Annotated in this window: 27 protein-coding genes; 18 read left to right on the top strand and 9 right to left on the bottom strand. The window is 65.6% G+C overall.

The window, feature by feature from the left end; translation table 11 throughout:
- The 4 genes from eccE (at nt 1) to ACXYX3_RS27285 (ending at nt 5,500) form a co-directional block, all read left to right on the top strand.
- Entirely contained in the window at nt 1–1,641 is a 1,641-nt protein-coding gene (gene eccE / locus ACXYX3_RS27270) for a type VII secretion protein EccE (RefSeq protein ID WP_083128811.1), read from the top strand.
- Nucleotides 1,638–3,419: an AAA family ATPase gene (locus ACXYX3_RS27275; protein ID WP_083128810.1), complete on the top strand. Its 1,782-nt coding sequence runs from the start codon at nt 1,638–1,640 to the stop codon at nt 3,417–3,419. The genes eccE and ACXYX3_RS27275 overlap by 4 nt, the downstream gene beginning before the upstream one ends.
- 230 nt (nt 3,420–3,649) lie before the next feature.
- Complete coding sequence (locus tag ACXYX3_RS27280; RefSeq protein ID WP_068920308.1) at nt 3,650–4,063, top strand: hypothetical protein; 414 nt, start codon at nt 3,650–3,652, stop codon at nt 4,061–4,063.
- Nucleotides 4,064–4,081: 18 nt separating this feature from the next.
- On the top strand, nt 4,082–5,500 hold the full coding sequence (locus tag ACXYX3_RS27285) for a type IV secretory system conjugative DNA transfer family protein (protein ID WP_068920309.1): 1,419 nt from the start codon (nt 4,082–4,084) through the stop codon (nt 5,498–5,500).
- 176 nt (nt 5,501–5,676) lie between these two features.
- Here ACXYX3_RS27285 and ACXYX3_RS27290 read toward each other — a convergent pair whose 3' ends face one another.
- On the bottom strand, nt 5,677–6,693 hold the full coding sequence (locus ACXYX3_RS27290; RefSeq protein WP_083128809.1) for an IS481 family transposase: 1,017 nt from the start codon (nt 6,691–6,693) through the stop codon (nt 5,677–5,679).
- Between the two features lie 95 nt (nt 6,694–6,788).
- Between ACXYX3_RS27290 and ACXYX3_RS27295 the strand changes: the two genes are divergently transcribed.
- Entirely contained in the window at nt 6,789–7,046 is a 258-nt protein-coding gene (locus ACXYX3_RS27295; RefSeq protein ID WP_133056246.1) for a hypothetical protein, read from the top strand.
- A gap of 757 nt (nt 7,047–7,803) precedes the next feature.
- Here the strand turns inward: ACXYX3_RS27295 and ACXYX3_RS27300 are convergent.
- The gene (locus ACXYX3_RS27300; RefSeq protein WP_006246584.1) at nt 7,804–8,193 is read right to left on the bottom strand and encodes a heavy metal-responsive transcriptional regulator; all 390 of its coding nucleotides are present in this window, start codon (nt 8,191–8,193) and stop codon (nt 7,804–7,806) included.
- Between the two features lie 105 nt (nt 8,194–8,298).
- Between ACXYX3_RS27300 and merA the strand changes: the two genes are divergently transcribed.
- The 5 genes from merA to ACXYX3_RS27325 are packed head-to-tail and all read left to right on the top strand — an operon-like array spanning nt 8,299 to nt 12,148.
- Nucleotides 8,299–9,723 (top strand): mercury(II) reductase, encoded by a 1,425-nt coding sequence (gene merA, locus ACXYX3_RS27305; protein WP_006246583.1) that lies wholly within the window; start codon nt 8,299–8,301, stop codon nt 9,721–9,723.
- 37 nt (nt 9,724–9,760) lie between these two features.
- Nucleotides 9,761–10,420 (top strand): organomercurial lyase MerB, encoded by a 660-nt coding sequence (gene merB / locus ACXYX3_RS27310; RefSeq protein ID WP_283610920.1) that lies wholly within the window; start codon nt 9,761–9,763, stop codon nt 10,418–10,420.
- A gap of 19 nt (nt 10,421–10,439) precedes the next feature.
- Entirely contained in the window at nt 10,440–10,745 is a 306-nt protein-coding gene (locus ACXYX3_RS27315; RefSeq protein WP_040538777.1) for a hypothetical protein, read from the top strand.
- Nucleotides 10,742–11,266, top strand: coding sequence for a TlpA family protein disulfide reductase (locus tag ACXYX3_RS27320; RefSeq protein ID WP_006246580.1), 525 nt, complete (start codon nt 10,742–10,744; stop codon nt 11,264–11,266). The genes ACXYX3_RS27315 and ACXYX3_RS27320 overlap by 4 nt, the downstream gene beginning before the upstream one ends.
- A gap of 3 nt (nt 11,267–11,269) precedes the next feature.
- The gene (locus ACXYX3_RS27325; protein ID WP_048472691.1) at nt 11,270–12,148 is read left to right on the top strand and encodes a cytochrome c biogenesis CcdA family protein; all 879 of its coding nucleotides are present in this window, start codon (nt 11,270–11,272) and stop codon (nt 12,146–12,148) included.
- Nucleotides 12,149–12,196: 48 nt separating this feature from the next.
- Here ACXYX3_RS27325 and istB read toward each other — a convergent pair whose 3' ends face one another.
- Nucleotides 12,197–13,006 (bottom strand): IS21-like element helper ATPase IstB, encoded by an 810-nt coding sequence (gene istB, locus ACXYX3_RS27330; protein ID WP_006246577.1) that lies wholly within the window; start codon nt 13,004–13,006, stop codon nt 12,197–12,199.
- Nucleotides 13,003–14,721 carry an IS21 family transposase gene (gene istA / locus ACXYX3_RS27335; RefSeq protein ID WP_008720624.1) on the bottom strand — a complete coding sequence of 573 codons (1,719 nt, stop codon included), beginning with the start codon at nt 14,719–14,721 and terminating at the stop codon, nt 13,003–13,005. The genes istB and istA overlap by 4 nt, the downstream gene beginning before the upstream one ends.
- Before the next feature lie 215 nt (nt 14,722–14,936).
- Between istA and ACXYX3_RS27340 the strand changes: the two genes are divergently transcribed.
- Together ACXYX3_RS27340 and ACXYX3_RS27345 are read left to right on the top strand one after the other, a co-directional pair.
- On the top strand, nt 14,937–15,671 hold the full coding sequence (locus ACXYX3_RS27340) for a flavodoxin family protein (RefSeq protein WP_202375160.1): 735 nt from the start codon (nt 14,937–14,939) through the stop codon (nt 15,669–15,671).
- A gap of 154 nt (nt 15,672–15,825) precedes the next feature.
- Nucleotides 15,826–16,368, top strand: a complete 543-nt coding sequence (locus ACXYX3_RS27345) for a sigma-70 family RNA polymerase sigma factor (RefSeq protein WP_458612285.1) — start codon at nt 15,826–15,828, stop codon at nt 16,366–16,368.
- 59 nt (nt 16,369–16,427) lie between these two features.
- Here the strand turns inward: ACXYX3_RS27345 and ACXYX3_RS27350 are convergent, their stop codons facing one another.
- The 3 genes from ACXYX3_RS27350 to ACXYX3_RS27360 form a co-directional block, all read right to left on the bottom strand.
- Nucleotides 16,428–17,276: a patatin-like phospholipase family protein gene (locus ACXYX3_RS27350; RefSeq protein ID WP_458612286.1), complete on the bottom strand. Its 849-nt coding sequence runs from the start codon at nt 17,274–17,276 to the stop codon at nt 16,428–16,430.
- Nucleotides 17,277–17,364: 88 nt separating this feature from the next.
- Nucleotides 17,365–18,825 carry a dihydrolipoyl dehydrogenase family protein gene (locus tag ACXYX3_RS27355; RefSeq protein ID WP_458612287.1) on the bottom strand — a complete coding sequence of 487 codons (1,461 nt, stop codon included), beginning with the start codon at nt 18,823–18,825 and terminating at the stop codon, nt 17,365–17,367.
- A gap of 1 nt (nt 18,826) precedes the next feature.
- Complete coding sequence (locus ACXYX3_RS27360; protein ID WP_458612288.1) at nt 18,827–20,062, bottom strand: bifunctional alpha/beta hydrolase/OsmC family protein; 1,236 nt, start codon at nt 20,060–20,062, stop codon at nt 18,827–18,829.
- A gap of 386 nt (nt 20,063–20,448) precedes the next feature.
- Here ACXYX3_RS27360 and ACXYX3_RS27365 point away from each other — a divergent pair, with 386 nt between their 5' ends.
- The 4 genes from ACXYX3_RS27365 (at nt 20,449) to ACXYX3_RS27380 (ending at nt 22,859) form a co-directional block, all read left to right on the top strand.
- Nucleotides 20,449–21,075 carry a TetR/AcrR family transcriptional regulator gene (locus ACXYX3_RS27365; RefSeq protein WP_458612289.1) on the top strand — a complete coding sequence of 209 codons (627 nt, stop codon included), beginning with the start codon at nt 20,449–20,451 and terminating at the stop codon, nt 21,073–21,075.
- A 205-nt stretch (nt 21,076–21,280) separates the two neighbouring features.
- Nucleotides 21,281–21,874 carry a molybdopterin-dependent oxidoreductase gene (locus ACXYX3_RS27370; RefSeq protein ID WP_458612290.1) on the top strand — a complete coding sequence of 198 codons (594 nt, stop codon included), beginning with the start codon at nt 21,281–21,283 and terminating at the stop codon, nt 21,872–21,874.
- Nucleotides 21,871–22,605 (top strand): FAD-binding oxidoreductase, encoded by a 735-nt coding sequence (locus tag ACXYX3_RS27375; RefSeq protein ID WP_458612291.1) that lies wholly within the window; start codon nt 21,871–21,873, stop codon nt 22,603–22,605. The genes ACXYX3_RS27370 and ACXYX3_RS27375 overlap by 4 nt, the downstream gene beginning before the upstream one ends.
- Nucleotides 22,602–22,859, top strand: coding sequence for a DUF6510 family protein (locus ACXYX3_RS27380; RefSeq protein WP_458612292.1), 258 nt, complete (start codon nt 22,602–22,604; stop codon nt 22,857–22,859). Before ACXYX3_RS27375 ends, ACXYX3_RS27380 begins: the two co-directional genes overlap by 4 nt.
- A 17-nt stretch (nt 22,860–22,876) precedes the next feature.
- Here the strand turns inward: ACXYX3_RS27380 and ACXYX3_RS27385 are convergent, their stop codons facing one another.
- Nucleotides 22,877–23,554 (bottom strand): TetR/AcrR family transcriptional regulator, encoded by a 678-nt coding sequence (locus ACXYX3_RS27385; protein ID WP_458612293.1) that lies wholly within the window; start codon nt 23,552–23,554, stop codon nt 22,877–22,879.
- A gap of 141 nt (nt 23,555–23,695) precedes the next feature.
- On the opposite strand from ACXYX3_RS27385, the gene ACXYX3_RS27390 reads away from it, so the two are divergent.
- Nucleotides 23,696–24,322, top strand: coding sequence for an RNA polymerase sigma factor (locus tag ACXYX3_RS27390; protein WP_202375170.1), 627 nt, complete (start codon nt 23,696–23,698; stop codon nt 24,320–24,322).
- Nucleotides 24,319–24,591 (top strand): anti-sigma factor family protein, encoded by a 273-nt coding sequence (locus ACXYX3_RS27395; RefSeq protein ID WP_458612294.1) that lies wholly within the window; start codon nt 24,319–24,321, stop codon nt 24,589–24,591. The genes ACXYX3_RS27390 and ACXYX3_RS27395 overlap by 4 nt, the downstream gene beginning before the upstream one ends.
- 191 nt (nt 24,592–24,782) lie before the next feature.
- Here the strand turns inward: ACXYX3_RS27395 and ACXYX3_RS27400 are convergent, their stop codons facing one another.
- Nucleotides 24,783–25,979 carry a cation:proton antiporter gene (locus ACXYX3_RS27400; protein ID WP_458612295.1) on the bottom strand — a complete coding sequence of 399 codons (1,197 nt, stop codon included), beginning with the start codon at nt 25,977–25,979 and terminating at the stop codon, nt 24,783–24,785.
- Nucleotides 25,980–26,050 lie beyond the last annotated feature (71 nt).

The following is a 26,050-nucleotide window of genomic DNA, read 5'->3' on the forward strand; positions in this document are numbered from 1 at the left end:
ATGGTGATGTTAGACGAGCATATTCCCGGCCCGAAAGCCGGCTTGAGCGAGCAGATCCGGCGGTGGCGCTTGGACTTTCGGCTCGCCCTGGTCGTTACTGCCGAGATAATCGCGCTGGCTGTTCTGGCCGCTATCACCCCAGTGCTGTGGTGGGTGGCGGTACTGATTGCGGTAGCAGCGCTGCTCGTGGTCACCCTCAGCTATAACGGTGCCACCGCGTGGGAATGGCTTGTCCGCGCGCTGCGCTACGCCTATTTTCGGCGCAACACCAGGGCTCACTTACGGCGAGCAGGGATTTCGCCCGCGTTCACCGTCGACATGCCGGGGGCCGGGGCGGTCGGCATGCGCTGGGACGGACAGTATGCGATCACCATGATTGCGTTGCACGGCAAGCCTTTTGCACCGACGGTGCTGGTGCCCGCGGGCGCTGAGACCACCAGCTTGGTTCCCGTTCAAGCCGTCATCGACCAGCTCCATCAGTTCGCCGGCCTGGAGCTGCATTCTGCCGACATCGTTTCAGCAGGTGCCCGGGTGGCTCTTGATGGGCGTTACACCCCAAAGTATGAGGAAATCATTGCCGACCGAGCAGCTGTCGGGGAACGGCGCACGTGGCTGGTGCTGCGACTGTGCCCACAAGCATGCCTGGCGGCAATGATGTATCGAGGTGATGCGGCGGCCGCAGCAGCGGCGGCCACCGAGCGGGTCCGCCAGTCGGTGTTGCGAGCGGGCTGCCGGGCAATCACCTGCACTGCCGATCAGGTGGACCAGTCCACTAAGGCGCTCCTGGCTGGCGCAGAGCTGGAGCGGATTCGCGAGGGCTGGGGCTATCTGGATACGGTGTCGCAGTACGTCACGACATATCGGATCGCGGGCAACGACCTCACTACGCGTGTGCTCAACGATGTGTGGACCGTGCGTTCCGATGCCACGGTCACCTCGATCCGCCTGACCGCCGATCGGGCCGGCGTCGTCGCTGCCGGGGCGGTGGTCCGTTTCCATACAGCTGCGCCGTTACCGCATCCGCCCCTGCTGACACTGCGGCCCATTATCGGGCAGTGCTTTGACTCTCTTCTCGCGAGTCTGCCGCTCGGTGATCGGGCATTGCGCCTGGAGATGTCGCCGCGGCGTCTGACCAATCCGGCCGAGCTGAAAGTGCCGGTGGGGCCCAGCGGTCCGATGCTCGGCATGACGGTCACAGGTGTTCCGTTCCTGATGCCACTGACTGACCCGTTGCGAGCCAGCACGATATCGGTCAGCGCGTCCTTGGACGCCGTGATTCCGTTGCTGTTGAGGGCCAGCGCCGCTGGATCGGTCATCCTGATTCACACCGAGCGCCCCCAGGTATGGCAGCCACTGCTCGACAACGCCCATCGCATCAGCCTCGCCAGTGATCGCGAGCCTGTGCGCCCTCCGAACGTCATCGTCGCTGACGGCATCGGGCACGGCCTCACAGCCGGCGAGCGTGGACACACCCTGATCACGCTCACCGACGTCGCCGAACCGAGTGCAGACGTGACGTTGGTGCAGCAGTCCGGCGATGAACTCGTACTCGGCACCCCGAGTGTGCAGGGAGTCCGACTCAGCATCATGCGTCCGCGCAATGAGGCACAGTTTCTGTCTCACTTGGTCGTGCGCACATGATCAGTCAGCGCTCTCTGGATGCCCTGCGCGCAGCGATGAAGGTCATGGGTTCGGCTCCTGAGCGAGCAGCGCAAGTCTTCGTTCTTGCTACCCAAGACGATCCCGAACTGGCGGATGGATGGTTGGGCCGTTACGCCACCGGAGAGCGCACATTGGCGGTGCTGTCCAAGCTTTCTGCGAATGCCGATCGGCTGGGTGAGGGGTTAAGCAGGCTCCAGCTGGGCCCGGCCAATATGGGCGCATTCTTCGAAATCGAGTACGCGCGCTTTCCGATCGCTGATCAGATCACCGCCCAGTTGGCCTACGCGGCCGCACTGATCGCCTCGAATGAGTTCCAACAGGCTAGCGCCATACTCGACCGGTTGCCGGCCGATAGTCCCGAAACCGGGTACGTGCGCGCATGTTTGGCGACCAAGACCCAGCGCTGGCCCGACGTGCTGACGGCAGTCGGTGTGTGCACCCAAAATCCTCGGGACACGTATCTGGCGCGGGCGGCGAGTCTGCTGGAGGCGTGGGCGGCGGCCAGCCTGGGGCTGATGCAACCTGCGCTGCAGGCTGCGCAACGCGTGATAGACGGCAAGCCAACTTCTACCGACGGGCTGGGCGCGCGAGGAGTGGGCATCAAGGATGTGCTCACGCGAGACGCACTGTTTTGTCGCGCCTTGGTGCTTCGCTATCAGGGCGAGGATGAGGAATCCGAGTCTGTGTTGACCGGAATACGCGTGCAATGGCCGGATTTCGAGCGCGCTCAAGTCGCTCTCAACGATCGCACGTTCGGCTTAGAGGTCACCGACCCGGAGACGATCGCCTCCCGTACCGACAAGTGGGACGCGGCGACTGGCACCAGCCGTGCTGCGCGCGACCAAGCCGACCGTGATGCCACGCGACAGGAAGTGCTCGCCCGCGCGGAGGAGCGGCTGGCGGCGTTCATCGGCCTGGAGGGGCCGAAGGAACAGATCGCCGTGTGGCGCACGGAGATAGAGATTGATCTTCTTCTTGCAGAGCAAGGGCAGGAGGTCGGCACCGCCAATGAGAACCACATGGTCTTTGAAGGTCCACCGGGCACAGCGAAAACAAGCTATGCGCGGATTGTCGCCGAAATCCTGTTCGGGCTGGGGAAAATCGATCGTCCTAAGCCACTGGAAGTGACCGAGGAAGACATCGTGGTCGGCTATGTCTCGCAGACCGCTGAGAAGATGCGCGACATTTGCGAAGAAGCGCTCGGCGGGGTTCTGTTCATCGATGAGGCCTACCGGCTCGCGCCTGAAACGGAGGGGCATTCTTTCGGCAAGGACGCCATCAACACGTTGCTCAAGTACATGGAGGACTACCGCGACCAGCTCGTGGTCATCGTGGCGGGGTACCCGGTCGAGATGCGCCGGTTCATGGCAACCAATCCCGGTCTCGCGGGCAGGTTCCACTTCACGTTGACGTTCGACAGCTACAACGCTGACGAGATCGTCGCTATTGGCCGGTCAATCGCGGATCAGGAAAAGATCACCGTTGCCGAGAGTGCGTGGGAGATACTGCGGCAAGAAACGGATCGTCTTCGCGCCATTCCCGCCAAGGAGGGCACAGCTCTCGACGCCGCGGGCAACGGTCGCTACGCCCGCAAGGTGGTCTTGGCATGCAAGCGGGAACGCGCCCGCAGGCTGCGCACGCTGGGCTCTGCGGGCTTGAGGGAGCTTGCCGCTGCGGACCTGTCCGCGTTCGATGTCACCGACGACGATATGGCCCGCGCGCTGGTGTCGGCGCTGTCGACCGCCGCCACGACGTGAGAGTGGACCGCACCGAGGACGGCTTGCGCGCGTAGTCCTGAACGCGTTGTTGCACACGATGATTGCCCAGTCCGCCGCGACACCGCAGCGGTCGTCGTGACCATGCTGGTGCGGACGTAGCGCCGCGTCTTGGCCGCACCTCCGTCGTCGGTGAGCGCACTCACCCACACGACCGTTTACGTGGTGCGTTCGCATTGACTACTTATGACTGAATATGTCACTGTGTAGTCATGTCGTGGGGTGAAGCGGTCGCGTCTCTGTCCAGCATGGATTCAGCACTTGACCTTGCGCACGGTCTGCTCAAACTCGGCAAAGACGGCTTAGGTAAGCAGTCGGGGGCAACCATTTGGGAGGTACGCGCGGTCCTCCCGCTGGCTGTGATTCTGTTCGCTGCGGGCCCGGTGGGCTGCGGCGAAGGTGAGCACTGGGTACGCGCTGCGGTGGACAACGCCGACCCGGAGGACACCGCGCAGCCTGGGTGGGCACGCGCCGCACTGCTGTGTGCCACCAGCGACCCGGTGATGGCACGTTCGATGGCTGGGCTGACTGCACTGGATCAGCGCCAGCGTGACTGCGTGGTGATGGCGCTACGCGCAGCGTTGGACGAGTCCCCCGACAGCCGGGCTAACACTGCCCGCGTCTAGGCGAAAGGACGAAACACTATGTACGTCAAACCATCAACGCCATATTGCGGCTTCGGACGCCGCGCAGGCGGCACAGAGATGTTCGTACCGAGCAGTGCCGCACACGTGTTGGTCTCCGCACCGACGGAAACCGGCAAAAGCCGGCGCCTGCTCGCGCCGGCGGCAACGCTGTGGGGTGGTCCGGCCGTGGTCGTCTCCTCCAAGGACGACCTCATGCAGTACGTCATGGAGCGCCGATGGGGACCCAAGGCACTATTGGACCTGCGCCCTCTCAGTTCGCCCGTCTATCCAGAAGGCGTAGTTCCCACGGTCTACGACCCGACAGTCAGCATCGACAGCCCCTACGAAGCCTTGACGGTGGCCGAAACGATCATGCAGATGTCGACGGTCGGGTTGGGGTCGGGGGCCGACCAGGTATCCGACGGCGGCGTGTGGGAGTCCCAGGCCGCTGGTCCGTTGGCGGCATTTCTGTTCGCGGCGTCCCCCGCAGGAAACTCCAAGGGCATGGCCTGGGTGCTCACCGCCGTCGACAACATCGACCCGGAGAACAGCACCCAGCCGGGATGGGTACAGGCCGCCGCACTCTGCCACGAGTACCCGACGCTGGCTATGGGCATGGCCCGGATCATGGAAATGGACCCGCGCCAACGTGACTCGGTCGCCATCACGATGCGCAAGGCGATCACGCCGTGGCTGCGAACCTCGCTACTCGATCGCGAAGGGTTTGAGCCGTTCACCCCGGACTTTCTCGATGATCCCCTGGCAACCTTGTTCATTCTGGCGCCGGCCGACGGCACTGTGGCCGGTTCGGCGGTAACCCTGCTGGATTCGTTGGTGCGACGATGGCGCGAGAAGACCTCCGCTAGGGAGACCATGCATCGGCTGCTGATGGTCATTGACGAACTTCCCAATACCGCTCCGATTCCCAACCTACGTCGCATCGTCGGCGAGGGCCGTGGACTGGGCATCAACCTGATGGTTGCCGTCCAGGCCTCCTCGCAGCTCGACACCGTGTACGGAGCGGTGTACGCCAATGAGTTGCGCGACATCTTTCCATGTTCGGTCATCATGTTTGGTGCCCGAGAGGAAGAACTCCTCACTGCCGCGGAGCACTGGTCTGGGCTGACCAACCGGCGACCGCAGGGATTCGGGCAAAACGATGGCAGTAAGAACCTCAACAACGACCTCGGTGCCACGTTGCGCTGGCAAGAACTCCTTCCGCCGACACGGGAGCACGCCCGGCTGCTGATTCGTGGTGGTGTAGGCACGTGCGTGGAAATACCGGACTGGTCGGTCTTCCTGCACCTCTACGATCAGACCACTCAAGCGATTCTGGCCAGAGCCCAGGGCGGCGGGACTGATCCTGGGACCGTCGAGCCGGGCAGGCTTCGCCGTATGGTGCGGCGCGCGTGGTTGGATCGCGACAATGCCGCGTGACCCTGAGTTGGCGCGTCGGATCAACCTGCTGTTCGACGTCATGCACAGGCGAGGAGAGACGCCGCTGAGCACAGCGGCTGCCGCGGCCGCCATGACCGCGCACGCTGGCGCCGGGGTCACCATGGCGGCATTGGAGGAATTGCGACTCGGCAATAGTGCTGCCGCTAGCTGTGTTCTCACGGGACGTTGTACGCACAGTCGCACGTCTCGACCGCCGACAGCCTCGACACCGGAGGCACACCACCGAGCGCGGCATGGCCTCGGTGGTGGTTGTAGTAATGGATGAAACCAGTGAGCGCGTCCCTGCGCTCAGCTTCGCTGCTGTAGGCCCGCACGTAAGCCCATTCGCGGGCCAGGGTGCCGTTGAACCGCTCCACCTTCCCGTTGGTGCGCGGCGTGTAGGGCCGGGTGCGCTTGTGCGTCGTGGCACTGACGGTCAGAGCCGCCGCCCACGTCCGGGACCGATAGCAGGAGCCATTGTCCGTCAAGGCCCGTTCTATGTGGGCGATTCCGTACGCCCCGAAGAACTCCACGCTGCGCAACCAGAACGCCGCCGCCGTCTCGCCCTTCTCGTCTTCGAGAGCTTCGGTGTAGGCCAGACGGGTGTGGTCGTCCACCGCACTGTGCAGGTAGGTGTAGCCGATCCGTCCGGTGCCGGGGCCTCTGCGCTTGGACGCTCTACCTTCCGCAGACTCGCGACCATGGACCCGCCATCCGCCGCCGAGAGGAATCTTGCCGAGCTTCTTCACGTCGACGTGGACCATGTCACCCGGCGCGGCATGTTCGTACCGATTAACTTGCCGCATAACGGTTCCCGACACCGGGTCCATGTCCGACAACCGGGCCATCTGGTGTCGTCCCAGCACGCGATGCACTGTCGCGGCCGAGATCATGATGCCTTCGCTGCGAAGGTGGGCTGAGATGCGATCCGGCCCCCATTTGGTATCCCGCCGCAACTGCAGGATGCGTTCCACCACGGCTTCCGGCGTGCTCCCGGGAGAGACGCGCGGTCGGGATGACCGATCAAGCAGCCCGACGTCGCCGTCGACCAGCCATCGCTGGTACCACTTGGCGGCTACAGCGCGAGAGACGCCCATTTCGGCGGCCACGTGCGCGATTGGTCGACCTGAATCGATCCGTTCGCACAACCGTTTCCGGCCCTCAGGTGTCAGAGGTGAGTTCTTGTGCCCCATGAACGCGAGCAGAAGTGTGCCCGCGCTTGATTTGGCCTACATATCAACGACAATAGAAGTAGCTGCAACCGATTTTCCGGAGGGAGGGCACGCCAGTGAGCGGAATGACCGCCGCGGACTACTACAGGTCCCTGCCCGAGGAGCCCGCCGAGACGGTGATGGTGCGCCGGAGCTACCTCGACCCACACGTCTGGTACTGCGTCGGCGCGAACATCAGCGCCGACATTTCCAGCCTGATGTGCCCCGGCCGCCTTCGGGCGGTCAAGCATTACGCGGAACAGAGGTTCGGCGACGAGGAAGAGTTCCGCTGGGTTCGCCAGGACCGCGACACCTGGGTGATGGAGTTCGTCTAACCCTGGCTGCGTGTCGACAACCTCATGAGGGACTACAGCTAGCCGTGCGGAACTGGACGTGATTGCCGAGTTCTTCGGGGTGCCAGTCTGTTACCTCACCAACACGAGGGTTCGGACCGGAATCGACGCTCAGCTTCACCTCGTGAAGGTCATGCGTGATGCTGGGGACTTAAGACCCGTGCATGGGTCGACCCTCCCCGCTTTGGCTGACACCGAGGGCGACCGCCCCGCGTACATCGGTGAGCTACTGGACCGCAGTTCCGGATCACTTGCACATGAGTAGGTCGAATCACTCTCCCTGGCAATCGAGTCAAAGCGACGCTTGCGCAACATGTGGCGAGGTCATCCCCGAAGGGGAAGCCGAGTTCGGCAGCCGTATCGGTGTTCCCCACCACGCCACCTGCTTGTCGATGCCTGAGACGTTGAAAGCGAAGATCTCCCGGTGTCCCGTCTGCGGTCACATGGAGGGGCGTCACCTTGAGGTGACGGATTTCGATGAATCGAGCGGAAAGCTACGTGCGAGGCCATCCCGATGCACCTGCGGATGTGACTACTACCTGAAGCCGCGCGGGGTCGGCTGAGATGAATCTAGGTGGTGTAGAAAAATGGTGATAGGCGATATGCCTGCAGAGCCGCGCACCGGCCATATGTGGCTGTGTCAACCCGATCTGGGACCACGATGACGGCCTGACTGGGACCCACCTGGCACCGGCTAATCACGCCCTTGGTCTCGGTGGTCACTGCCGAGTGGCGAGGGCTATAGGTATCTGCAGACCTGATCGGGGCTACAGGTTTCGGGCTCTGGGAGGGCTGCATCGTCGCGGAGCGCAGCCACGTTGTCGCGAAGTGTTGTGAGGTCGGCGATCTGCGCGTCGATGTCGGCAAGGCGCGCGTCCAGCAGGTCACGTACGTGGCCGCAGGGAGCTTGGCCGTGGTCGCGGATGTCGAGGATCTGCTTGATCTGGGCGAGGGTGAGCCCGGCCGCTTGGCCGCGGTGGACGAAGTCGATCCGGCTGACCGCGTCGGGGGTGTAGTCGCGGTAGCCGGCCGGTGTGCGTTCGGCCGGGGGCAGCAGCCCTTGCTCTTCGTAGAACCGCAGAGTCTTGGTGGTCGTGCCTGCCGCCTCGGCGAGTTCTCCGATCCGCATCCCGGCCTCCATCGTGTCGCAGGTCTCGCTTGACCTTCCCCTTTACTGGAAGGTCCAGTATCGCTGCATCAGGAGCGTTTCCCAACAGTTCTGGGAGGAATCGGGATGCAGACCAGGTACGACCTCGCGATCATCGGATCCGGCGGCGGTGCGTTCGCGGCGGCCATTCGTGCGACCTCTCTGGGCAAGTCGGTGGTGATGGTCGAGCGTGGCACGTTCGGCGGCACGTGTGTGAACACCGGCTGCGTGCCGTCGAAGGCACTGATCGCAGCCGCGGAGGCCCGGCACGTGGCCGCGGACGCGCCGACCCGGTTCCCGGGCATCGCCAGCGTCGCGGGCGCGGTGGACATGCCGGCCCTGATCGGCGGAAAGCAGGATCTCGTCGAGGCCCTGCGGGGTGAGAAGTACGTCGACGTCGCCGACTCCTACGGTTGGCAGGTCCGCCGCGGCAACGCCGCGTTCGCCGGCACTCCGGATTCGCCCCTGCTCGAGGTCGCCGCGGCGGATGGCAGCGTCGAGACCATCGAGGCAGCGCAGTACCTGGTGGCCACCGGGTCCCGTCCCTGGGCCCCGCCGATCCAAGGGTTGGAGGAGGCCGGGTACCTGACCTCGACTACGGCGATGGAGTTGACCGAGGTCCCCGACTCGCTGCTGGTGCTCGGTGGTGGCTACGTGGCCCTGGAGCAGGCGCAGCTGTTCGCCCGGCTCGGGTCGACGGTGACCCTGCTGGTTCGGTCCCGGCTCGCGTCGAAGGAGGAGTCGGAGGTCTCCAAGGCGCTGCAGGAGGTCTTCGCCGATGAGGGCATCCGGGTGGTCCGCCGAGCGGTCCCGACCCGCGTGACCCGCGACGCCGCCACCGGCCAGGTGGTGGTGACCGCGGACGTCTCCGGTGGCGCGCAGGAGTTCCGCGCCGACGAGGTTCTGGTCGCTCTCGGCCGCCGACCGGTGACCGACGGGCTCAACCTCGACGCGGTCGAGGTGAAGACTGGCGAGGTCGGCGAGATCGTGGTCACCGACCAGCTGCAGTCCTCCAACCCGCGGATCTGGGCGGCCGGTGACGTGACCGGGCACCCCGAGTTCGTCTATGTCGCCGCCCACCACGGCACCGTGGTCGCCGAGAACGCCTTCACCGACGCCGAGCGGTCGGTGGACTACATGCGGCTGCCCCGGGTCACGTTCACCAGTCCCGCGATCGGCGCAGTCGGGATGACTGAGGCCCAAGTCCTCGCGGCCGGGATCCGCTGCGACTGCCGGGTGCTCCCGCTGGAATACGTGCCGCGAACGCTGGTCAACCGGGACACCCGCGGCTTCATCAAGATGGTCGCCAACGCCGACACCGGCGAGATCCTCGGCCTGACCGCGGTCGCCAAGGACGCCGGCGAACTGGCCGCCGCGGGCGTCCACATCATCGGCAAGACCATCGCCGAGGTCGCCGACGCCTGGGCGCCTTACCTGACCATGACCGAGGGCATCCGGATCGTCGCGAAGGCCTTCACCACCGACGTCTCCAAGCTCTCCTGCTGCGCCTGACCCGCACCCACCCCACTCAACGAAGGAGGCATCCGCGATGTCGGACCTCAGCACCCAACTGCCCCAACGACTCACCCGACCCGAGGAGACCGGCCTTGACGCCGGCCTGCTGATCCCGCTGCTGCGGCCGCTCGTCGACGGCGACCCCGTCACCGTCGAGCAACTCGCCGCGGCTGCGAGCCGCACCCTCGATGACGTACGGCGCGGTCTCGCGGCGGTGCCGGACACCGAGTACGACGATCAGGGCCGGATCATCGGCCAGGGCCTCACCCTGCGCCCCACCCCGCACCGGTTCACCGTGGCCGGTGAGGAGCTCTACACCTGGTGTGCGCTGGACACGCTGATCTTCCCCGCCCTGCTGGACCGCCCGGCAAAGGTGGAGTCGGCCTCCCCGGTCAGCGGCGAGCCGGTTCGGGTCAACGTCGACCCCACAGAAGGTGCAACCAGCGTCGATCCGCCCACCGCGGTGGTGTCGCTGGTGAACCCGGAGCAGATCACCTCGATCCGTTCCTCCTTCTGCAACCAGGTGCACTACTTCACCTCCCCCGAGGACGCCGCGGGCTGGCTGGCCGAGCACCCCGGCGCGGAGGTGGTCCCGGTGGCCGAGGCGTGCCGGATCGGGGCCGCCCTCGCCACCGGCCTGCTCAACCGCCTCCAGGCGCCCGCCGCGGCCGACGACAGCCACAGCTGCTGCTGACCCATACCCACTGAAGGGAATGAGAACACCGATGATGTCCAACCACGACGATCGCCCGGGAGGCAGCGGCCTGCTCCTCGGAGCCGGCGCCGCGCTGCTCATGGTCGCCTGTTGCGCCTTGCTCCCCATCCTCATCGCCGGTGGCGCGATCGCCGGTATCGGCGCGTTCCTCCGCAACCCGTGGGTCATCGGCGCCGGGATCGCCCTGGCGATCCTCGCGCTGATTGCCATCTCCCGCCGCGGCGGCGGCACCGCCGGCCACGGCTGCTGCCCGCCCATGCCCACCAACGAAAACGTCGACCCGAAGGACGAGCAGAACCGATGAGAATCACCCGCCGCCACCACGCCGCGCTCTCGATCGCCGCCGTACTCGCCGCCGGATCGCTGACCCTGACCGCCTGCGGCAACAGTGCCGACCCCGCGACCGCCGGTTCCGGTTCACCCGCCACCGTGACCAGCGTCGATGGCCAGCAGATCAGCCTGCCCGCCAACGGGAAGCCCACCGCGGTGTTCTTCTTCTCCGTCGGGTGCGGCGAATGCGTCAACGGCGTCCGGTCCCTCGGCGAGGCCGCCACCACCGCCGAGAACGCCGGCACCGTGGCAAGCTTCCTCGCCGTCGACATGGACCCCGGCGAATCCAAGGCCCTGATCGGCGACTTCATGGAGTCCGTCGACGCCGAACACGTACCGGCCGCAATCGACGATGGCGCGGCACTCTCCCGGCGATTCGAGGTGGCCGCTCTGTCCACCCTGATCGTCGTCGACGCCGACGGCACGGTGACCTTCCGCGCCACCGACCCCGACGCCGCGACGATCACCGCCGAACTGGCAAAGGCCGGAGCCTGACCCATGGGCGGACTGCTCACCCTCGCCTTCGCGGCCGGCATGGTCGCGCCCGTGAACCCGTGCGGGTTCGCGCTACTCCCGGCCTGGATCACCCACACCCTCGGCGACACCGATGCCTCAACGGTCCCGGTGCGGCTGCTGCGGGCGCTGCGGGCCGGTCTCGTGTTGGCGGTGGGGTTCGCCGGCACCCTCGCGGCAGCTGGCCTGGTAGTCAGCGCCGGCGCCCGAGGGCTGATTCGCGCCGCGCCGTCGCTTGGCCTGGCCGTCGGCATCCTGCTGGTGGTTCTCGGCCTGTGGATGCTAGCCGGACGCTCGGTCTCGGTGCGGGTGCCTCGGATCCCCGGCCGGGCAGCCGCGGGACTCCCACCCACTGCCCGGATGGCTGCGTTTGGGGTCGGCTACGCGCTGGCTTCGCTGTCGTGCACGTTCGGGGTGATCCTCGCGGTCATCGCGCAGGCGCAGGCCACCTACAGCTATGCCGGGCTCCTGCTCGTCTTCGGTGTCTACGCTGCTGGCTCGGCGACCGTCCTGCTGCTGCTCGCCCTGGCCACCGCCGCGGCAGGCAGCGGACTCACCCGCCACGTCGCGCGATTGGCCCGCCATGGCCCACGGGTCACCGCTGTCGTCCTGCTGCTCACCGGCGCCTATCTGGCCTGGTACTGGTACCCGGCGGCCACCAGCGACGCCCCGGTCGCCGCGGGCCGTGGTGGCGGACTCACTGACGTCTCCGCGGTGGTCTCCAGCTGGATCCAGACACGGGCGACACTCATCGGCGCGCTCGCTGCCGCGTCTGCGCTGGTAGTGCTGGCGCTCGGGGTTCTCCAGCGACGCCGCCGGATCCTTCGGGGGCGCCCGATGACCACGCGGGACAGCACGCAGTGACAGCCCACCGGGTGCGGCGTGCGCACGAAACAGGCTCGGTTGATTGCGTCACCGCGACGCGTTCCCTGACCGGGTCGACGCCAGCCGGTAGGAGTCGGTACCAGTTTCGATGATGTTGCCGCCGAAGGTGAGGCGGTCGACGATGGCCGCGCACAGGCGCGGGTCCGTGAAGGTCTTGGTCCAGCCGGCGAAGCCCTCGTTGGACGCGATTGCCACGCTGTTCTTCTCCTCTCGCTCGGTGAGGACCTGGAAGAGGAGTTCGGCGCCGCGGCGGTCCAGTTCCATGTAGCCGAGCTCGTCAATGCAGAGCAGGTCGACGCGGCCGTAACGAGCGATCGTGCGGGCCAACTGCTTCTCATCGGCTGCTTCTACAAGCTCGTTCACCAGCCTCGTGGCGAGGGTGTACTTTACCCGGAATCCCTTTTCCGCGGCTGCGGTCCCCATGCCGATGAGCAGGTGAGACTTGCCGGTGCCGGAATCCCCGATCAGGCACAGCGGCTGGCCCTTCCGCACCCACTCGCCGGTCGCCAACTGGTGGATGGTGGCGGGGTTGATGTTCGAGTTGGCGTCGAAGTCGAAGTCCGCGAGGAACTTGCTCCGCGGGAACCCGGCGCCGTTCACGCGCCGGATGGTGGACCGACGGTCGCGGTCGTCGCACTCGGCCAGGAGCAGCTCGGCGAGGAATCCGGTGTAGGTCAACTGGTCCTTGTTCGCCGCCGCGACCGCGTCGCCAAGCAGGGCCCGCATGGTCGGGAGCCGGAGCCTCCGGCAGGCCTGGTCGACCGCCGCTACGGCGGCTTCCTCGGTCAGGCCGCGGCGGCGGCGCAAGGTGGTGGTCACGCTGGTGACTGTGCTCATCGGGGTGCTCCGCTCTCATCGGGACTCATCGGGTCGGGGTGGTGGTCGGTGCCGGTGCGGCGGCCGAGCAGTTGCTGGTATTTCTCCATCGACGGCAGCGGCCGGGTGTCGGGCGGGAGGCCGGCGATGACCGCGGCCGGGTCGAGCAGCAGGCGTTCGGTGAGGGACACGACCTTCCGGCTGCGCTTGGCGTCGCCATCTCGTCGTTCGCCATCGCTGGGCTGCGCAACGGGATGACGGTCTGAACTGGCCCCGGTGGGCGCTGCGAGGGTGGTGTGCAGGCGTGCTTCGACCGCGACCACATCAGCTGAGACTGCACCGACGCTCACTGCGGCGAGCAGCCCGGCTTCGACTTCGTCGGCGGCCATGGCGCGGTGCAGTAGGAGCACGTCGATCAGTTCCCGGGTGCCGACCGCATCCCCGAGCCGCCTGCGGGCGTTCGCCCAGAACGCCTCATGCGCAGGCGTGAACGCCCCCGATTCGCGGGCCTGCGCCAACGCGGTGGAGCCTGGCAATGCGCCCGGCTTACCCTTGAGCACCTCGAGGTAGTGGTCGAGGTTCACCGACTGGCCACCCCTTGTGATGACGCGGGCGTGCCGGGCGATCTGGAGTCGGCCGTCGAACACGACGACCTCGGATGCGCGCAAGGAGACGCGGACGCGGCGGTGGATGAACCGCGCCGGGACGGAGTACCGGGCCATGCGGACGGTGATCATCGCGGAGCGGTCGACCATCGGGTTCAGCATCAGCCCGGGGTCGAACCCCTCGACCGGGAGCGGCGCGAGGTTCTCGCGTTCGGTCGCGAAGTCCTCGCCGACGGTCCGGATCCGCGACGAGATCCGTCGGCGGTCGTCGGCGGCGTCCAAGGCACGGACCTTCTCGTTCAGCTCGTCGAGCGAGTCGACGACGGGCATGGGCACGAGGTGCTGGCGGCGGAACCGGCCGACGTCGCCTTCCACACCGCCCTTCTCATGTGCCCCGGCGATGCCCGGCTGGCAGTAGAACGCGTCGAACCCGAAGTGAGAGCGGAACAGCACCCAGCGGTCGTTCTCTACCCGCTCACGACCGCGCGCGTTGACGACCCGGGTGACTGCGGCGGTGAGGTTGTCGTACCGGACGTGCCGGGCGGGGATGCCGCCGATCTCGTTGAACGCGGCGATGTGGCCCTCGAGGAACGCCTCTTGGCCTTGGGTGGCGTAGATCCGGTGCACCGCCTTCCCGGAGTAACTCAACCTGAATGTGAAGAGGAAGACCTTCGTCTTCACCCCGGCCAGGATGACGTAGAGCTCGCCGAAGTCGACTTCTGCTTCTGCGCCTGGCGCGTGCTCCTGGGGGATCATGACTTCGACCCGGCGGCCAGCTTCGAGGCCGATCTGCGTGCGGCGGATGCGGACGTAGTCGCGAACCGTCGAGTACGACACCTCAATGGCGTCGTGTTCCTCGATGAGGCGGACGTGGATCCGGCGGGCGGTGTGCCGTTGCTTCCGCGGCGCCTCAAGGTCGGCGCGGAGCATGTCGTCGATGGCCGACTTGAACGGATCCAACCGGGGCGAGGAACGCACCGGGGTCTTCCGCGGCGGTGGTTCCGCGGACGTGAGGGCCCGGCGAACGGTGCCGCGTCCGACTTGGTGCTTGCGTGCGAGCGCTCGGATCGACATGCCCTCGACCCGGGCGTCCCGACGGATCGCAGCGAACAGTTCCACACGCACCCTCATCCCGAAACCCACTTCCGGTGCCGCGAGGACCGCTGGATGCGGGTCCTCCTGACGCCACGGAAGTGGGTCCAGATCAAGCCGTCACGACGCCACGCCGAAGCCCGGGTGGGTCCCGAATCAGACCGTCACACTGGTCCCGAATCAGACTGTCACCGCCAGTGCAGTACAGTCTTCCGTACGGCGTGCTGATCCACGCAAGCCTCGGGAGGACAAACATGGAGATCTCGACGCCCGACAACAATGTCGCACCTGACTTCGACGGCCTGCGGGCAATGTTCGTCAACTGCACTTTGAAGAAGTCGCCCGAGCGCAGCCACAGTCAGGGTCTGGTCGATATCAGTACCGCACTGATGAAAAGGCATGGCGTGGAGGTAGATCAGATTCGGGCTGTCGATCATGCCATCGCCACCGGGGTCTACCCGGACATGACAGAGCATGGCTGGGAAACCGATGACTGGCCGGCACTCTATGAGCGCATCATGGCTGCCGACATCCTTGTTCTCGTCGGTCCGATATGGCTTGGCGACAACAGTTCAGTGATGAAAACCGTCATCGAACGGCTCTACGGATGCTCGGGCATACTCAACGACGCCGGGCAGTACGCGTATTACGGGCGGGTGGCCGGGTGCCTCATCACCGGCAATGAGGACGGCATCAAACACTGCGCGATGAACATTCTCTACAGCCTGCAGCATCTCGGCTATGTGATTCCGCCACAAGCGGATGCGGGTTGGGTGGGGGCTGCCGGTCCGGGCCCGTCTTACCTCGACGAAGGGTCCGGAGGGCCGGGCAACGACTTCACCAACCGCAACACCACCTTCATGACCTACAACCTGATGCACATCGCATCGCTGCTGCGCGCAGCCGGTGGATTTCCCGCGTACGGCAATCAACGCGCAGCGTGGGATGCCGGTTCACGATTCGGATTTGCCAATCCCGAGTACCGGTAAGTGCGGGAAAACGATTGCCAATGACACCATTGCCACCCCATGGCAGTCCGGAAGCACTGTCATGAATCCGGCCACCACGGTTCGAGCTGTGCCCAAAGTCGGGTGTCCCGCTGACTCACCCTCGGCACTGGCCGAGCGGTTCGAACGTGAAGCCATGCCGTACCGTGCCGCCCTGCTCCGCACTGCCCGGCGACTCACGCGTCGGGAGGTAGACGCCGAGGACCTGGTGCAGGACACAATGATGAATGCATTCAAGGGATTCCACCGTTTTCAGTCGGGCACCAATCTGAAAGCATGGCTCTATCGGATCATGCACAACCGATGGATCAGCGCGTACCGGATGAAACAACGTCGGCCGGAAGAATTCTGTCTCGACACGAGTGCTGACATCGATATCGCCGTTCTCGCTTCGTGTTCGACGCGGTTCGCACGTTCGGCTGAGGACGAGGCCATGGACGGTCTATCCGACGGCCAGATAGACGAAGCACTTCGGTCGCTGCCGGAGGGGTTCCAGAAGGTGCTGTACTACGTAGGCGTCGAGGGTTTCACCTGTGCCGACACTGCGATCCTTTTGGGAATTCCGGTTGGCACGGTCATGTCCCGCCTATCGCGGAGCCGCGTGCGACTGCGTGTACAACTGGCAGGCTACGCGGACGGTTCAGGAGCCCGGCCATACCGTCGTCCACCTGCCCGATAGTCGCTGCCACCAGCGGGCGTCCGTATCGCGTGCCACATGTACCGGACCTGCCCGGTTCATCAGTGGTCGCGGTGTGGTTCCAACAGTGCGGCCTGCCCGACCGAATGGCGTGCACGCCGCAGCCAGTCGTGGGTTGCGGCGTGGGACTGTTCGGTCAGCAACGCGGCTTGGGAGAAGTCAGTTGGCGCGACGCGCACGGGGCAAAGCGGTGGGACGACGCGGATGTCGACAATGCTCTCGAAGCGATCGACGTCGTTGGCGAGCCTCTGATTGATCGCGATCGTCACTGCGTGCATTGCCAAACCCAAGGCGCCTTTGGGTGCAGACCGCAGGGCGCAGGCGTAGCCGGTTGGCAACACGTAGATGACGTCGGCGCCGAGCCCCACGGCATGCGAGAGCGGGGTGTTGTTGACGACCCCGCCGTCCATGAGGTCCCGGCCGTCGATACGCACTGGCGGGAGGATCGCAGGTATGGCTGCACTTGCTGCGATGGCGTCGGCCGCGTCGCCCGACGAGAGCAGCACATCTTCCCCGGACAGCACATCGGTTGCCACGCAATGAAAAGACGTGGGAGCATCTTGGAGCAACTGGAAGCGTAGATGCTGTCGCAAGATTCGTCGTAATCCGGTACCAGAAGCGAAGTGTCGGCGTTGTCCGAAGATGCAGAGCACGCTGGTACCGAAGCGCGTGGGGAATACGTCCCGCCGCGACAATGAGTGCCATACCCGAATCAGATCCGTGGTTCCATCGACATCGGGACGGGCGGCCACCCACCCCCCGTTGACTGCACCCACCGATGTGCCGATGATGATGTCCGGCGTGACGCCCGCCTCGAACAAACTGAGGAGCATCCCAGCCTGCACCGCGCCCAGACTTCCTCCTCCGGAGAGCACAAAGGCCGTCACCATGATGGTGTGCGTATGGACGTCGAACGCGGCTCCCGCCGGTGTTTTGGTATCGTGCAGAAATCCTTCTTCCCTTGCAACAGATAGTGATTCACGACAATGCAGCACCGGACGAGCCGGGAGGGGTCGGTTCCCTTCGTCGGGCGAGGAGAGGGTTCCAGATCTGATTGATCGACGGATGCGGCGCCACGACGTGGCGGAGTGTCTCGACCGGCACCTTGGCGACGATCGCGAGTGTGGCCGCTTGGGCCAGTTCGGCGAACTCGGGTCCGACGAACGTTGCGCCGAGCAGCGTGTCGGTGTCGGCGTCGATGACCAGTTTCGCCCAGGCGTCGAAGCCGTCGCGGAAGATGGCGAGGTCGGGCACGGCCTCCGGGTACCGGGCGGTGGTCGTCGTGACCGCGAATCCGTCGGCGCGCGCCTGGCTTTCGGTTCGTCCCACCTCGACGACCTGCGGGTCTGTGTAGACGACCTGCGGAAGGTTGTGCCGGTCGCGGGCGATGAGTTCATCGACGCCGAGCTGGCGGCCTCGTGCGCGGGCGGCAATGATGTCGGCGACGACGACTGCGTGATACTGAGACAGGTGCGATAAGAGTGCGCGTCCGGTGGTATCGCCCATCGCGTACAGCCAGGTGCCGTCGACTCCGAGTGCCTGCAGGTGGTCGTCGACGGTGACGAACTCTCCGCCCTTCAGACCGACGGTCTCCAAACCGAGGGCATCGGTGTTGACCACACGTCCCGCGGCTACGACGATTTCGTCGACCTCGAAACTCTCGTCGCCGACGGTGGCGATGACCGCGCCGCCCGCGACGGGTCGGTTCACGCTGGAAAGACGAGCATGGAAGCGAAGGTCAACCCCGTTGCGCCGCAACGACTCGGTGACCATCTCGCTGGCGACGGTCTCGGAGTTGCGCAGCAGGGTGTTGCCGCGTGCGAGCAGGGTGACCTTGGAGCCCAGGCCGGCGAGGATGGTGGCGAACTCGACGGCGACGACCCCACCGCCGATGATCAGGGTTCGTGGAGGCACATGCGTCATGCCGGCCAGCTCGCGGTTGGTCCAGGGGCGCGCCTCGGCCAGTCCTGGTACATCGGGGATGGCGGGGCGCGTTCCGGTGGCGAGCACGACCGCCTGCCGCGCTCGGACGGTCTCCTCACGGCCGTCCGGGTGGGTCACGGTGACCTCCCGGGCACCGGCGAGCCGACCTTGGGCGTGGAGCACCGTAAGCCCGCTCTGCTGCAGCGCCGCGGTGACGCCCTCATCGTTGAGATGATCGACGATCGCGTCGCGCTTGGCGAAGACGGCGGCGACGTCCAACTGCCCCGGCCCCACGGTTTCCCGGACGCCGGGAACGGCCTTCGCCAGACCCAGTACCTCGATCGGACGCAGCAGTGTCTTGGTCGGATTGCACGCCCAGTAATGGCATTCACCACCGATGAGGCGCTCCTCCACAAGAGCCACCTCCAGCCCTTCGGCGATGAGGTATTGCGCCGCTGAGGCGCCGCCGGGGCCACCGCCGATGACGATTACGTCGAATTCCGAATCTTCACTCATATCAGCCTCTGTCTTGGTCGGCTCGTGCTTGCGCGGTATGGATGGACACTTCAGAGCGCAGGGTGCGATGCACCGGGCATCGGTCGGCGATGTCGAGTAGCTTGGCGCGTTGATCGGCATCGAGCGGGCCAACGAGGGTGATATCGCGTTCGATCCGGTCGACCATCCCCGTGGCGGTCTCGCATTCCGCGCAATCCTCGGCGTGGATGCGGAAGTGGCGCGAGTCAACGATGACACGTTCGAGTGGCCACCGCTTCCGATCGGCATACATGCGCACCGTCATCGACGTGCAGGCGCCGAGTGCGGCGAGGAGCAAGTCGTACGGGGTCGGGCCGGCGTCATCGCCGATGGGGCGGGGTTCGTCCGCGGTCAGTCGATGCCGGCGCGCACTGATCTGCTGGGTGAGTCTGCCGGGTCCGCTCTCAGCGACCTGCACGGCACCGTCGGCAGGGTCATCAGTGTTCAGATCGGCGGTCGTCGTGTGCGCCACGTAATTGCTCGACCACGCGGCGAGGACGCTCGCCGCGTACTCGGCGTCGGCCCGATCGCTGAGCAGGTGGTCGGCGCCGTCGAGAGCGATGAACGACTTCGGATGCCGCGCGGTGTCGAAGATGATCCGCGCGTTGTTCACCGACACCACCTCGTCGAGCGGGGAATGCATGACGAGCAGCGCGGCGTCGAGCGTGGAGATGCGCTCACACTGCGGTTGCATTGCGATATCGTCCAGAAACTCGCGACGCACCCGGAACGGCCGCCCACCGATCGATACGGTGGCCTCACCCGCCTCGACAGCGGGTAGGGCATCACCCAGCAGGCCGGTGACGTGGAAGGGGTCGGCCGGTGCTCCTATGGTGACGACCCCGCGAACCTCGGGGACTCGAGATGCGGCCGCCAAGACTGCCGCTCCGCCCAGCGAATGCCCGATCAAGACCGCCGGGGCACTGAACTGGTCGCGGAGATGATCGGCGGCGCGCACCAAATCTTCGACATTGGAACTGAAACCGGTCTCGGCGAAGTCGCCCTCGGACTCTCCCAAGCCGGTGAAGTCGAACCGCAATACCGCGATACCCTGCCTCGCCAGCGCGCGCGAAATCCGGCCTGCTGCAGCGTTGTCTTTGCCACAGGTGAAGCAATGCGCAAATAGTGCCCAGGCTTTCGGGGCGTCACTCGGCATCTCCAGCTTGCCTGCCAACTCTCCGCTACTGCCGCGGAAGACCGTTCTGGTTGAGGTGCGCATGTGTCTCCCTCGGTTCCCGACGGTTGTTGGGTGAATGGACTCCATCGAACAGTTCGCCCCCTGATGCCGAAGAGACGGATATCCCGTCGGCGCGTCACGCAATGTCATACATCGAGGTTCGTCCCGAAATGGCTTGTGCTTCTCGTCCCTTTGGGATACGACCGAGCTCAAACTGTACTGCAGAGTACACCCGATGGCGCCGTCTGGCGGACCAGGTTAGGGCTTCGGTGTAACGGATGCCGCCCACCCCGACACTCACCTACGTCTGATCATCGTGCGAAGCCTGTGAAGCCGAGCCCGTGACCGTGGCATCACGACCGGGCGCCAACCGGCCACTGCTCGATGGTTGGCGAGATCTCAGCGCGAAAGATGAATGGAGAGTTCCGATGAACGAATCCTCGAACCCACCCACTGCCTACAGCACGTCGGCCCCCCAACATCACTGGCACGCCCGTGCGGCGATCGTCAATGCTGCCGCCTCGATGATGCACCACCGCGGCGTCGCCGCGACGTCGATCGGTGATGTCTCCCGCGCATCCGGCGCAGAGACCCGCGAGCTTCATCGCCATTTCCGCGACAAGACCGAACTGGTCCGAGCGGTCATAGAGCGCGAACTCACCGTCATACTCGACGGCCAGGATGCCGCCGACGCGATCAATTCATGGGACGGGCTCGATACCTGGGTATCGCGCGTTGTGGACACACAACGCGCCCAGGACGGTCCGTTCGCATGCCCGCTGGGGACCTTGGCCACCGAATTGCAGAACTCACACGAGTACCGACCTGCGCTGGCTGCCGCATTCCGCACCTGGGAGGGACATCTGGCCGCAGGCCTACGCCGGATTCAGGACCGCGGTGAGCTGGACCCGACCGCCAATCCAGACCGCCTCGCCGCCGGCCTGCTTGCGGCCCTGCAAGGCGGATACCTCCTCGCATCGGTCCACGGCCGGATCGAGATCATCCGTGACGTGCTCGACGACGCGGTGGCAGCGCTGCGGCGCTACCAGGTCTGACCGATCCGCTGCGCACGTTCTGGATTCATCCGGATCGCACAGCACACCTCAGCGGCGGCACACCGATGCCTTCACAGCCATATGTACTCTGCAGTACAGTCTGCCTCGGACCACCTCAGAACCGAGTCGGCGACGAGTATCCCCGTGGCCGTCGTTGCCCCCACGAGCACACCCAGAACGCGCGTGACCCGCGAAGGAGATTCCCATGGCAGTGGTCAACAGCGGGTTTGGTAACCGTCGCGGCGCCAGCGACGCGCGGTTGCCGCCGGGCCAGACGCTCGTCGGCGACTGGCCGGTGCTGACGGCCGGCCTGACGCCCGATATCGGGACGGACGAATGGTCGTTCACCATCACGACCGAGACGGGCGCCAAGCATGGATGGGGTTGGAAAGCGCTCCAGGACGTGGGGGTGGAGAAGATCGTCACCGACATCCACTGCGTCACCCACTGGTCGAAGCTCGACATGGGCTGGCGCGGAGTGTCCCTGGACCGTTTGTTCGAGGACGTCGAGACCTCCTGCGACTACGTCATGGTCCGAAGCCACGGCGGCTACACCACCAACCTGCCCCTCGATGATCTGCTCGACGGCCAGGCGTGGATCGCCACCGAGGCAGAGGGTGAGCCCCTGACGCCCGAGCATGGGGGGCCGGCGCGCCTTCTCGTGCCCCACCTCTACTTCTGGAAGAGCGCCAAATGGGTTCGCGAGATACAGATGATGCCCAGCGACGACCCCGGGTTCTGGGAACAGAACGGCTACCACCTCCGCGGTGATCCCTGGCGGGAGGAACGTTACTGGTGACGTCTGCGATCCGGGCAAGCTGGCACGTCGGTCGCGTTGCCGGCCGCCGTCGAGAGACCGCGTCGGCGGTCCGCATCGAACTGGACGTGCCGACCTGGCCGGGGAACCACGCCGGTTCCCACCTCGACGTCCGACTCACCGCCCCGGACGGATATCAGGCGACCCGGTCCTACTCGGTCGCGTCGTCTGGCGAGACGACTCGGATCATCCTGGCGGTCGAGGAACTCCCCACAGGTGAAGTCTCGCCATACCTCGTGCATCAGCTCGCCGTGGGTGACGAGCTCGAGGTGCACGGCCCTCTGGGACGGTACTTCGTCTGGATCCCATCAGAATCCGATTGTTCCCCGATTCAGCTCATCGCCGGCGGATCCGGCGTGGTCCCGCTGTTCGCGATGGCCGGAGCGCGTGAGCACGAGGCGGACCATGCCGAGTTCCGACTGCTGTACTCGGTCCGGACGCCCGAGGACGTGGTCTTCGCCGAGGAGCTCTCGGCGCTCTCGAAGACCACCGTCGACATGGTGTACACCCGGAGATCCTTCCCAGGATCGCCGCGTCCGCCCGGGCGACTGACTCGGGAGTCGGTCGCCGGTTACGTCTTCCCCGCCGCGGCGATACCGCGCATCTTCATCTGCGGGCCTACACCGTTCGTCGAGGCGGTTGCAGGCTGGCTTCTCCAACTCGGCCATGATCCCACCCGAATACGCACGGAACGCTTCGGAGGCAGCGGATGACCCACCTCGACGGAAACGCGCTCGCCGGACTCTTCGCCGACACCCTCGGCATCGAGATCACCGCCGCGATCGGACGATGCGGAACCTGCCATCAGATATTCGAACTCGCACGCGCCCACGCCTTCGTCACCGCCATCGGATCGGTCCTGCGTTGCGCGCACTGCCAGGGCATGCTCGCCGTCATCGTCCAAAAGCCGCACGAAGTACTCGTCAACCTGTCGGGGCTGGCACACATCGCGATTGCACGGCCCTGAGCCGACCTCCGATGCCGCTACGCCCGGCGCTTCGCCGCGACCGTCCGTCGCCGCGGTGTTGCCCTGCGACGCAAGGAGAGCAGTGCGTTCTCCACCGCATCCTCGAAAACCGTTCCATCGTCGTGTATTTGGGCCATCATCAACCCACCCTGCACAGCGGCGACGATTGATTGGGCCAATCTGTCGGGATCCGATTGCCGGGTGAGCTGACCGCGCTCACGCATGACCTCCAAGCCGCGCGCCAGCGGCTCCTCCCACCGCCGGAAGGCGGCGTCCAGGTGCGGAAGATAAGCGGGATCGTTCTTCAGTTCAGCGGCCATCGATCCGAGCGGGCACGCGAACGGCCCATCCAGGACACGATGACTCTGCACCACCTGCTCAGACCACCGCTGCAGGCCCGCCCAGGAGTCGGCGTGATGTATCGCCGGTTGCGCAGCCAAGATGAGCTCAACCTGATGGTCGATGACCGCCCGAATGAGGTCGGCCCTGTCCTCGAAGTAGTGGTAAAGCTGCGACTTGCCACAGCCCGCGGCCGCCAGAACATCATCCAGGCTGGTCGACGCCACGCCGCCGTGACGCATCATGGTCGCGGCCGCATCGACGATTGCCGCACGGCTGCGCAGCCCCCGCGCGGACAAGGACGGCTTCGGACTCTCGCCCGTTGCCGCCTTCTCGGGCGCCCGCGTTGCTGCCATCAGTCCACGATAGCGTCTCGGTCAGTCGGACTTCACCCGTCACAAGGGCCGACTACTGTGCAGTTCACTGGCGACTTTGGTGCCGAAGGCGCGGCGGCCAGGTAGCGGTCGCTCACGTGCCGCCGACGAGGGGATGCCGACATGCTCGAACCGGTGGGCACGGCATTGCTGGCCGAGCAACTGCGCAACGGCGATCCGGAGGCCTTCAGCAAGCTCCTCGACCTCTACGGGTCCTCGATGCTCCGAGTAGCGCGTGGATACGTGTCCAGTCGCGACTTGGCCGAGGACGTCGTGCAGGAAACGTGGATCGCGGTCTTCAAGGGCATCCACAAGTTCGAGGGCCGCGCCTCGCTGCGGACGTGGATCTTCACCATTCTCATCAACGTCGCCAAGAAACACGGCCTGGCGGAGCGCCGCCACGCCGACACCGCCGTTCGCGTCATGACCGGCGGCACCGTTGATCCGGACCGGTTCCGCGACGCGGGCGATTCCCTACCCGGCCACTGGAAGGAACCACCCGCCCCGTTTCCGGACACACCCGAGGGGTCGCTGCTCGGCCGTGAACTCACACAAGTCGCCACCGCGGTGCTCAGCCGGCTGCCGGTGCGCCAGCGGGAGGTGGTCACCCTGCGTGACGTACAGGGGTTCAGTTCCGAGGAGGTATGCCAATTGTTGGACATCAGCGCGGCCAACCAGCGGGTGCTGTTGCATCGCGGCAGAGCTGTCGTTCGCCAAGAGCTGGAAACCTACCTTGGGACAACGGAATGAACGCCGACGCGATCATCTGCAACCAGCTCGTCGAATTGGTGACCGACTACCTCGACGGCGTGCTCGATCCCGCCGTCGCCGCCAGGTTCGACGCACACCTGCTGGAATGTGATGGCTGCGTCAACTACCTCGAACAGTTCCGGTCGACGATCAACACCCTGGGGCGGGTTCCGTCCGATCAACTCGACGCTGGCTTCCGAGAGCGCCTGCTCGACACGTTCCGCGGATGGACGTCCGCCCCCGAGCAGGGCCACGGCAGCCAGGGGTGAGGGTCGCACCGTCGAAGAGTGCGACCCTCTCCGGCCTTCCGGACTGCGCACCCTGTCGCCGCGGACCCACATGACATAGGCCAGAATCGCGGCCGTAGCTGCGAGGCCGCCTTCAGTGTGATCGTTCCAGACTCATACCGCCGAGTTACGCAGTGGCACACTATAACTACACTGCTGTTCTGGACGATTCGTCACGGGCTGTGGTCCGGCGGCGCTGATTCCTTCGCGCTCCGTTCCAGTAGCAGGACAGCCAGTCGCGGAAAGATGACGACTGACAACAGACCAGCTGCGACCAGCGCGGCGTAATTGGCCGGTTGCAGCAGGCCCAGTTCCACGCCGATCCCCCCGGCCACCAACGGAATGCTGAGCGACGTGGCCTGCAGCAGACCTGCAGCCAGAACGTCGCGGCCACTTCCGAGCAACGGACGGTAGAGGATGGCAGGCAGGGCTCGCACGACCAGGAGAGCGACGACGAACAGAGGAATTTTGACCAAGGAAGAACCGTGGTCCATGAGTGCTCGAACGTCGAGTGACACCCCGGTTGCAACGAAGAAGAACGGGATGAAGACACCGAATCCCACTGCATGCAGCTTGGTATAGAGCTGAGTGTGGGTCATATCGTCATCGCGGTCGAGCAGGGTCAACGCCGCCCCGGCAAGGAACGCCCCCAGGATCGACTCGAGTCCGAATGCCGAAGCAAGAGAGGCAAAGACCAAGAGCAGAGCCACAGTTCCGCGGACTCGAATCTCGGCGGTGGTGTCCTGCAGGTCGAGCAGCGTCCTGCAGACGGTGCGGGCACGCTCCAGGCCGAGAACGACGGCGATGACGACACCGGCGAAGCCGAGGAACGCCGCCAGCAACGTCAGCTTGGCCCCAACCCCGACCGACGGGTCTTCGGAGAACAACAGGGATAGAAGCACTATGGGCACGACCTCGGCGATCGACGCGCCGGCCACTATGACTTGCCCTGCTCGGGTTTCGACGATCCCCGCATCCTTCAGGACCGGAAGTATGATGCCGAGCCCGGTTGCCGAGAGGATCACGGCTATCAGCACCGGTGATTGAGCGAGGCCCAACATTCCCAGCCCGACACCTACCGCCACCGCGAGAGCGAACGACACCACGAAGGCCCCCGACGCGCGGCGCAGCAGTGGCCCTCTCAGATGGCGGACGTCGATTTCCAGCCCGGCGAGCAACAGGAGGAAACTCAGACCAATCGTCGACAACACCACGAGGGCGGCGTCCATGTGTACCCAGCCGAGCACCTGTGGGCCGACGATGACGCCCAGAAGAATCTCGAGCACGATCGCCGGCACAGGCAGCCGGAGCACCCTCACGCTGAGCGGTGCAAGCAAGGCGACGACCGAGACGATCGCTACCGCAGTCAACGAGACAATGTTAGAGATCCCTTCTGGGGTCCACAGGGTGAACGGTTTGGCGAGTGCGCACCATGCTTCGC

The organism is Mycobacterium sp. Panama NTM2 (assembly GCF_054355555.1).

What these genes read in the sequence shown, in the direction of transcription:
- eccE (WP_083128811.1), top strand. Translation starts at nt 1, where the DNA reads ATGGTGATGTTAGACGAGCATATTCCCGGCCCGAAAGCCGGCTTGAGC.
- ACXYX3_RS27275 (WP_083128810.1), top strand. Translation starts at nt 1,638, where the DNA reads ATGATCAGTCAGCGCTCTCTGGATGCCCTGCGCGCAGCGATGAAGGTC.
- ACXYX3_RS27280 (WP_068920308.1), top strand. Translation starts at nt 3,650, where the DNA reads ATGTCGTGGGGTGAAGCGGTCGCGTCTCTGTCCAGCATGGATTCAGCA.
- ACXYX3_RS27285 (WP_068920309.1), top strand. Translation starts at nt 4,082, where the DNA reads ATGTACGTCAAACCATCAACGCCATATTGCGGCTTCGGACGCCGCGCA.
- ACXYX3_RS27290 (WP_083128809.1), bottom strand. Translation starts at nt 6,693, where the DNA reads ATGGGGCACAAGAACTCACCTCTGACACCTGAGGGCCGGAAACGGTTG.
- ACXYX3_RS27300 (WP_006246584.1), bottom strand. Translation starts at nt 8,193, where the DNA reads ATGCGGATCGGAGAACTCGCCGAGGCGGCAGGCACGACCACCAAGACT.
- merA (WP_006246583.1), top strand. Translation starts at nt 8,299, where the DNA reads ATGCAGACCAGGTACGACCTCGCGATCATCGGATCCGGCGGCGGTGCG.
- merB (WP_283610920.1), top strand. Translation starts at nt 9,761, where the DNA reads ATGTCGGACCTCAGCACCCAACTGCCCCAACGACTCACCCGACCCGAG.
- ACXYX3_RS27315 (WP_040538777.1), top strand. Translation starts at nt 10,440, where the DNA reads ATGAGAACACCGATGATGTCCAACCACGACGATCGCCCGGGAGGCAGC.
- ACXYX3_RS27320 (WP_006246580.1), top strand. Translation starts at nt 10,742, where the DNA reads ATGAGAATCACCCGCCGCCACCACGCCGCGCTCTCGATCGCCGCCGTA.
- ACXYX3_RS27325 (WP_048472691.1), top strand. Translation starts at nt 11,270, where the DNA reads ATGGGCGGACTGCTCACCCTCGCCTTCGCGGCCGGCATGGTCGCGCCC.
- istB (WP_006246577.1), bottom strand. Translation starts at nt 13,006, where the DNA reads ATGAGCACAGTCACCAGCGTGACCACCACCTTGCGCCGCCGCCGCGGC.
- istA (WP_008720624.1), bottom strand. Translation starts at nt 14,721, where the DNA reads ATGAGGGTGCGTGTGGAACTGTTCGCTGCGATCCGTCGGGACGCCCGG.
- ACXYX3_RS27340 (WP_202375160.1), top strand. Translation starts at nt 14,937, where the DNA reads ATGGAGATCTCGACGCCCGACAACAATGTCGCACCTGACTTCGACGGC.
- ACXYX3_RS27345 (WP_458612285.1), top strand. Translation starts at nt 15,826, where the DNA reads ATGCCGTACCGTGCCGCCCTGCTCCGCACTGCCCGGCGACTCACGCGT.
- ACXYX3_RS27350 (WP_458612286.1), bottom strand. Translation starts at nt 17,276, where the DNA reads ATGGTGACGGCCTTTGTGCTCTCCGGAGGAGGAAGTCTGGGCGCGGTG.
- ACXYX3_RS27355 (WP_458612287.1), bottom strand. Translation starts at nt 18,825, where the DNA reads ATGAGTGAAGATTCGGAATTCGACGTAATCGTCATCGGCGGTGGCCCC.
- ACXYX3_RS27360 (WP_458612288.1), bottom strand. Translation starts at nt 20,062, where the DNA reads ATGCGCACCTCAACCAGAACGGTCTTCCGCGGCAGTAGCGGAGAGTTG.
- ACXYX3_RS27365 (WP_458612289.1), top strand. Translation starts at nt 20,449, where the DNA reads ATGAACGAATCCTCGAACCCACCCACTGCCTACAGCACGTCGGCCCCC.
- ACXYX3_RS27370 (WP_458612290.1), top strand. Translation starts at nt 21,281, where the DNA reads ATGGCAGTGGTCAACAGCGGGTTTGGTAACCGTCGCGGCGCCAGCGAC.
- ACXYX3_RS27380 (WP_458612292.1), top strand. Translation starts at nt 22,602, where the DNA reads ATGACCCACCTCGACGGAAACGCGCTCGCCGGACTCTTCGCCGACACC.
- ACXYX3_RS27385 (WP_458612293.1), bottom strand. Translation starts at nt 23,554, where the DNA reads ATGGCAGCAACGCGGGCGCCCGAGAAGGCGGCAACGGGCGAGAGTCCG.
- ACXYX3_RS27390 (WP_202375170.1), top strand. Translation starts at nt 23,696, where the DNA reads ATGCTCGAACCGGTGGGCACGGCATTGCTGGCCGAGCAACTGCGCAAC.
- ACXYX3_RS27395 (WP_458612294.1), top strand. Translation starts at nt 24,319, where the DNA reads ATGAACGCCGACGCGATCATCTGCAACCAGCTCGTCGAATTGGTGACC.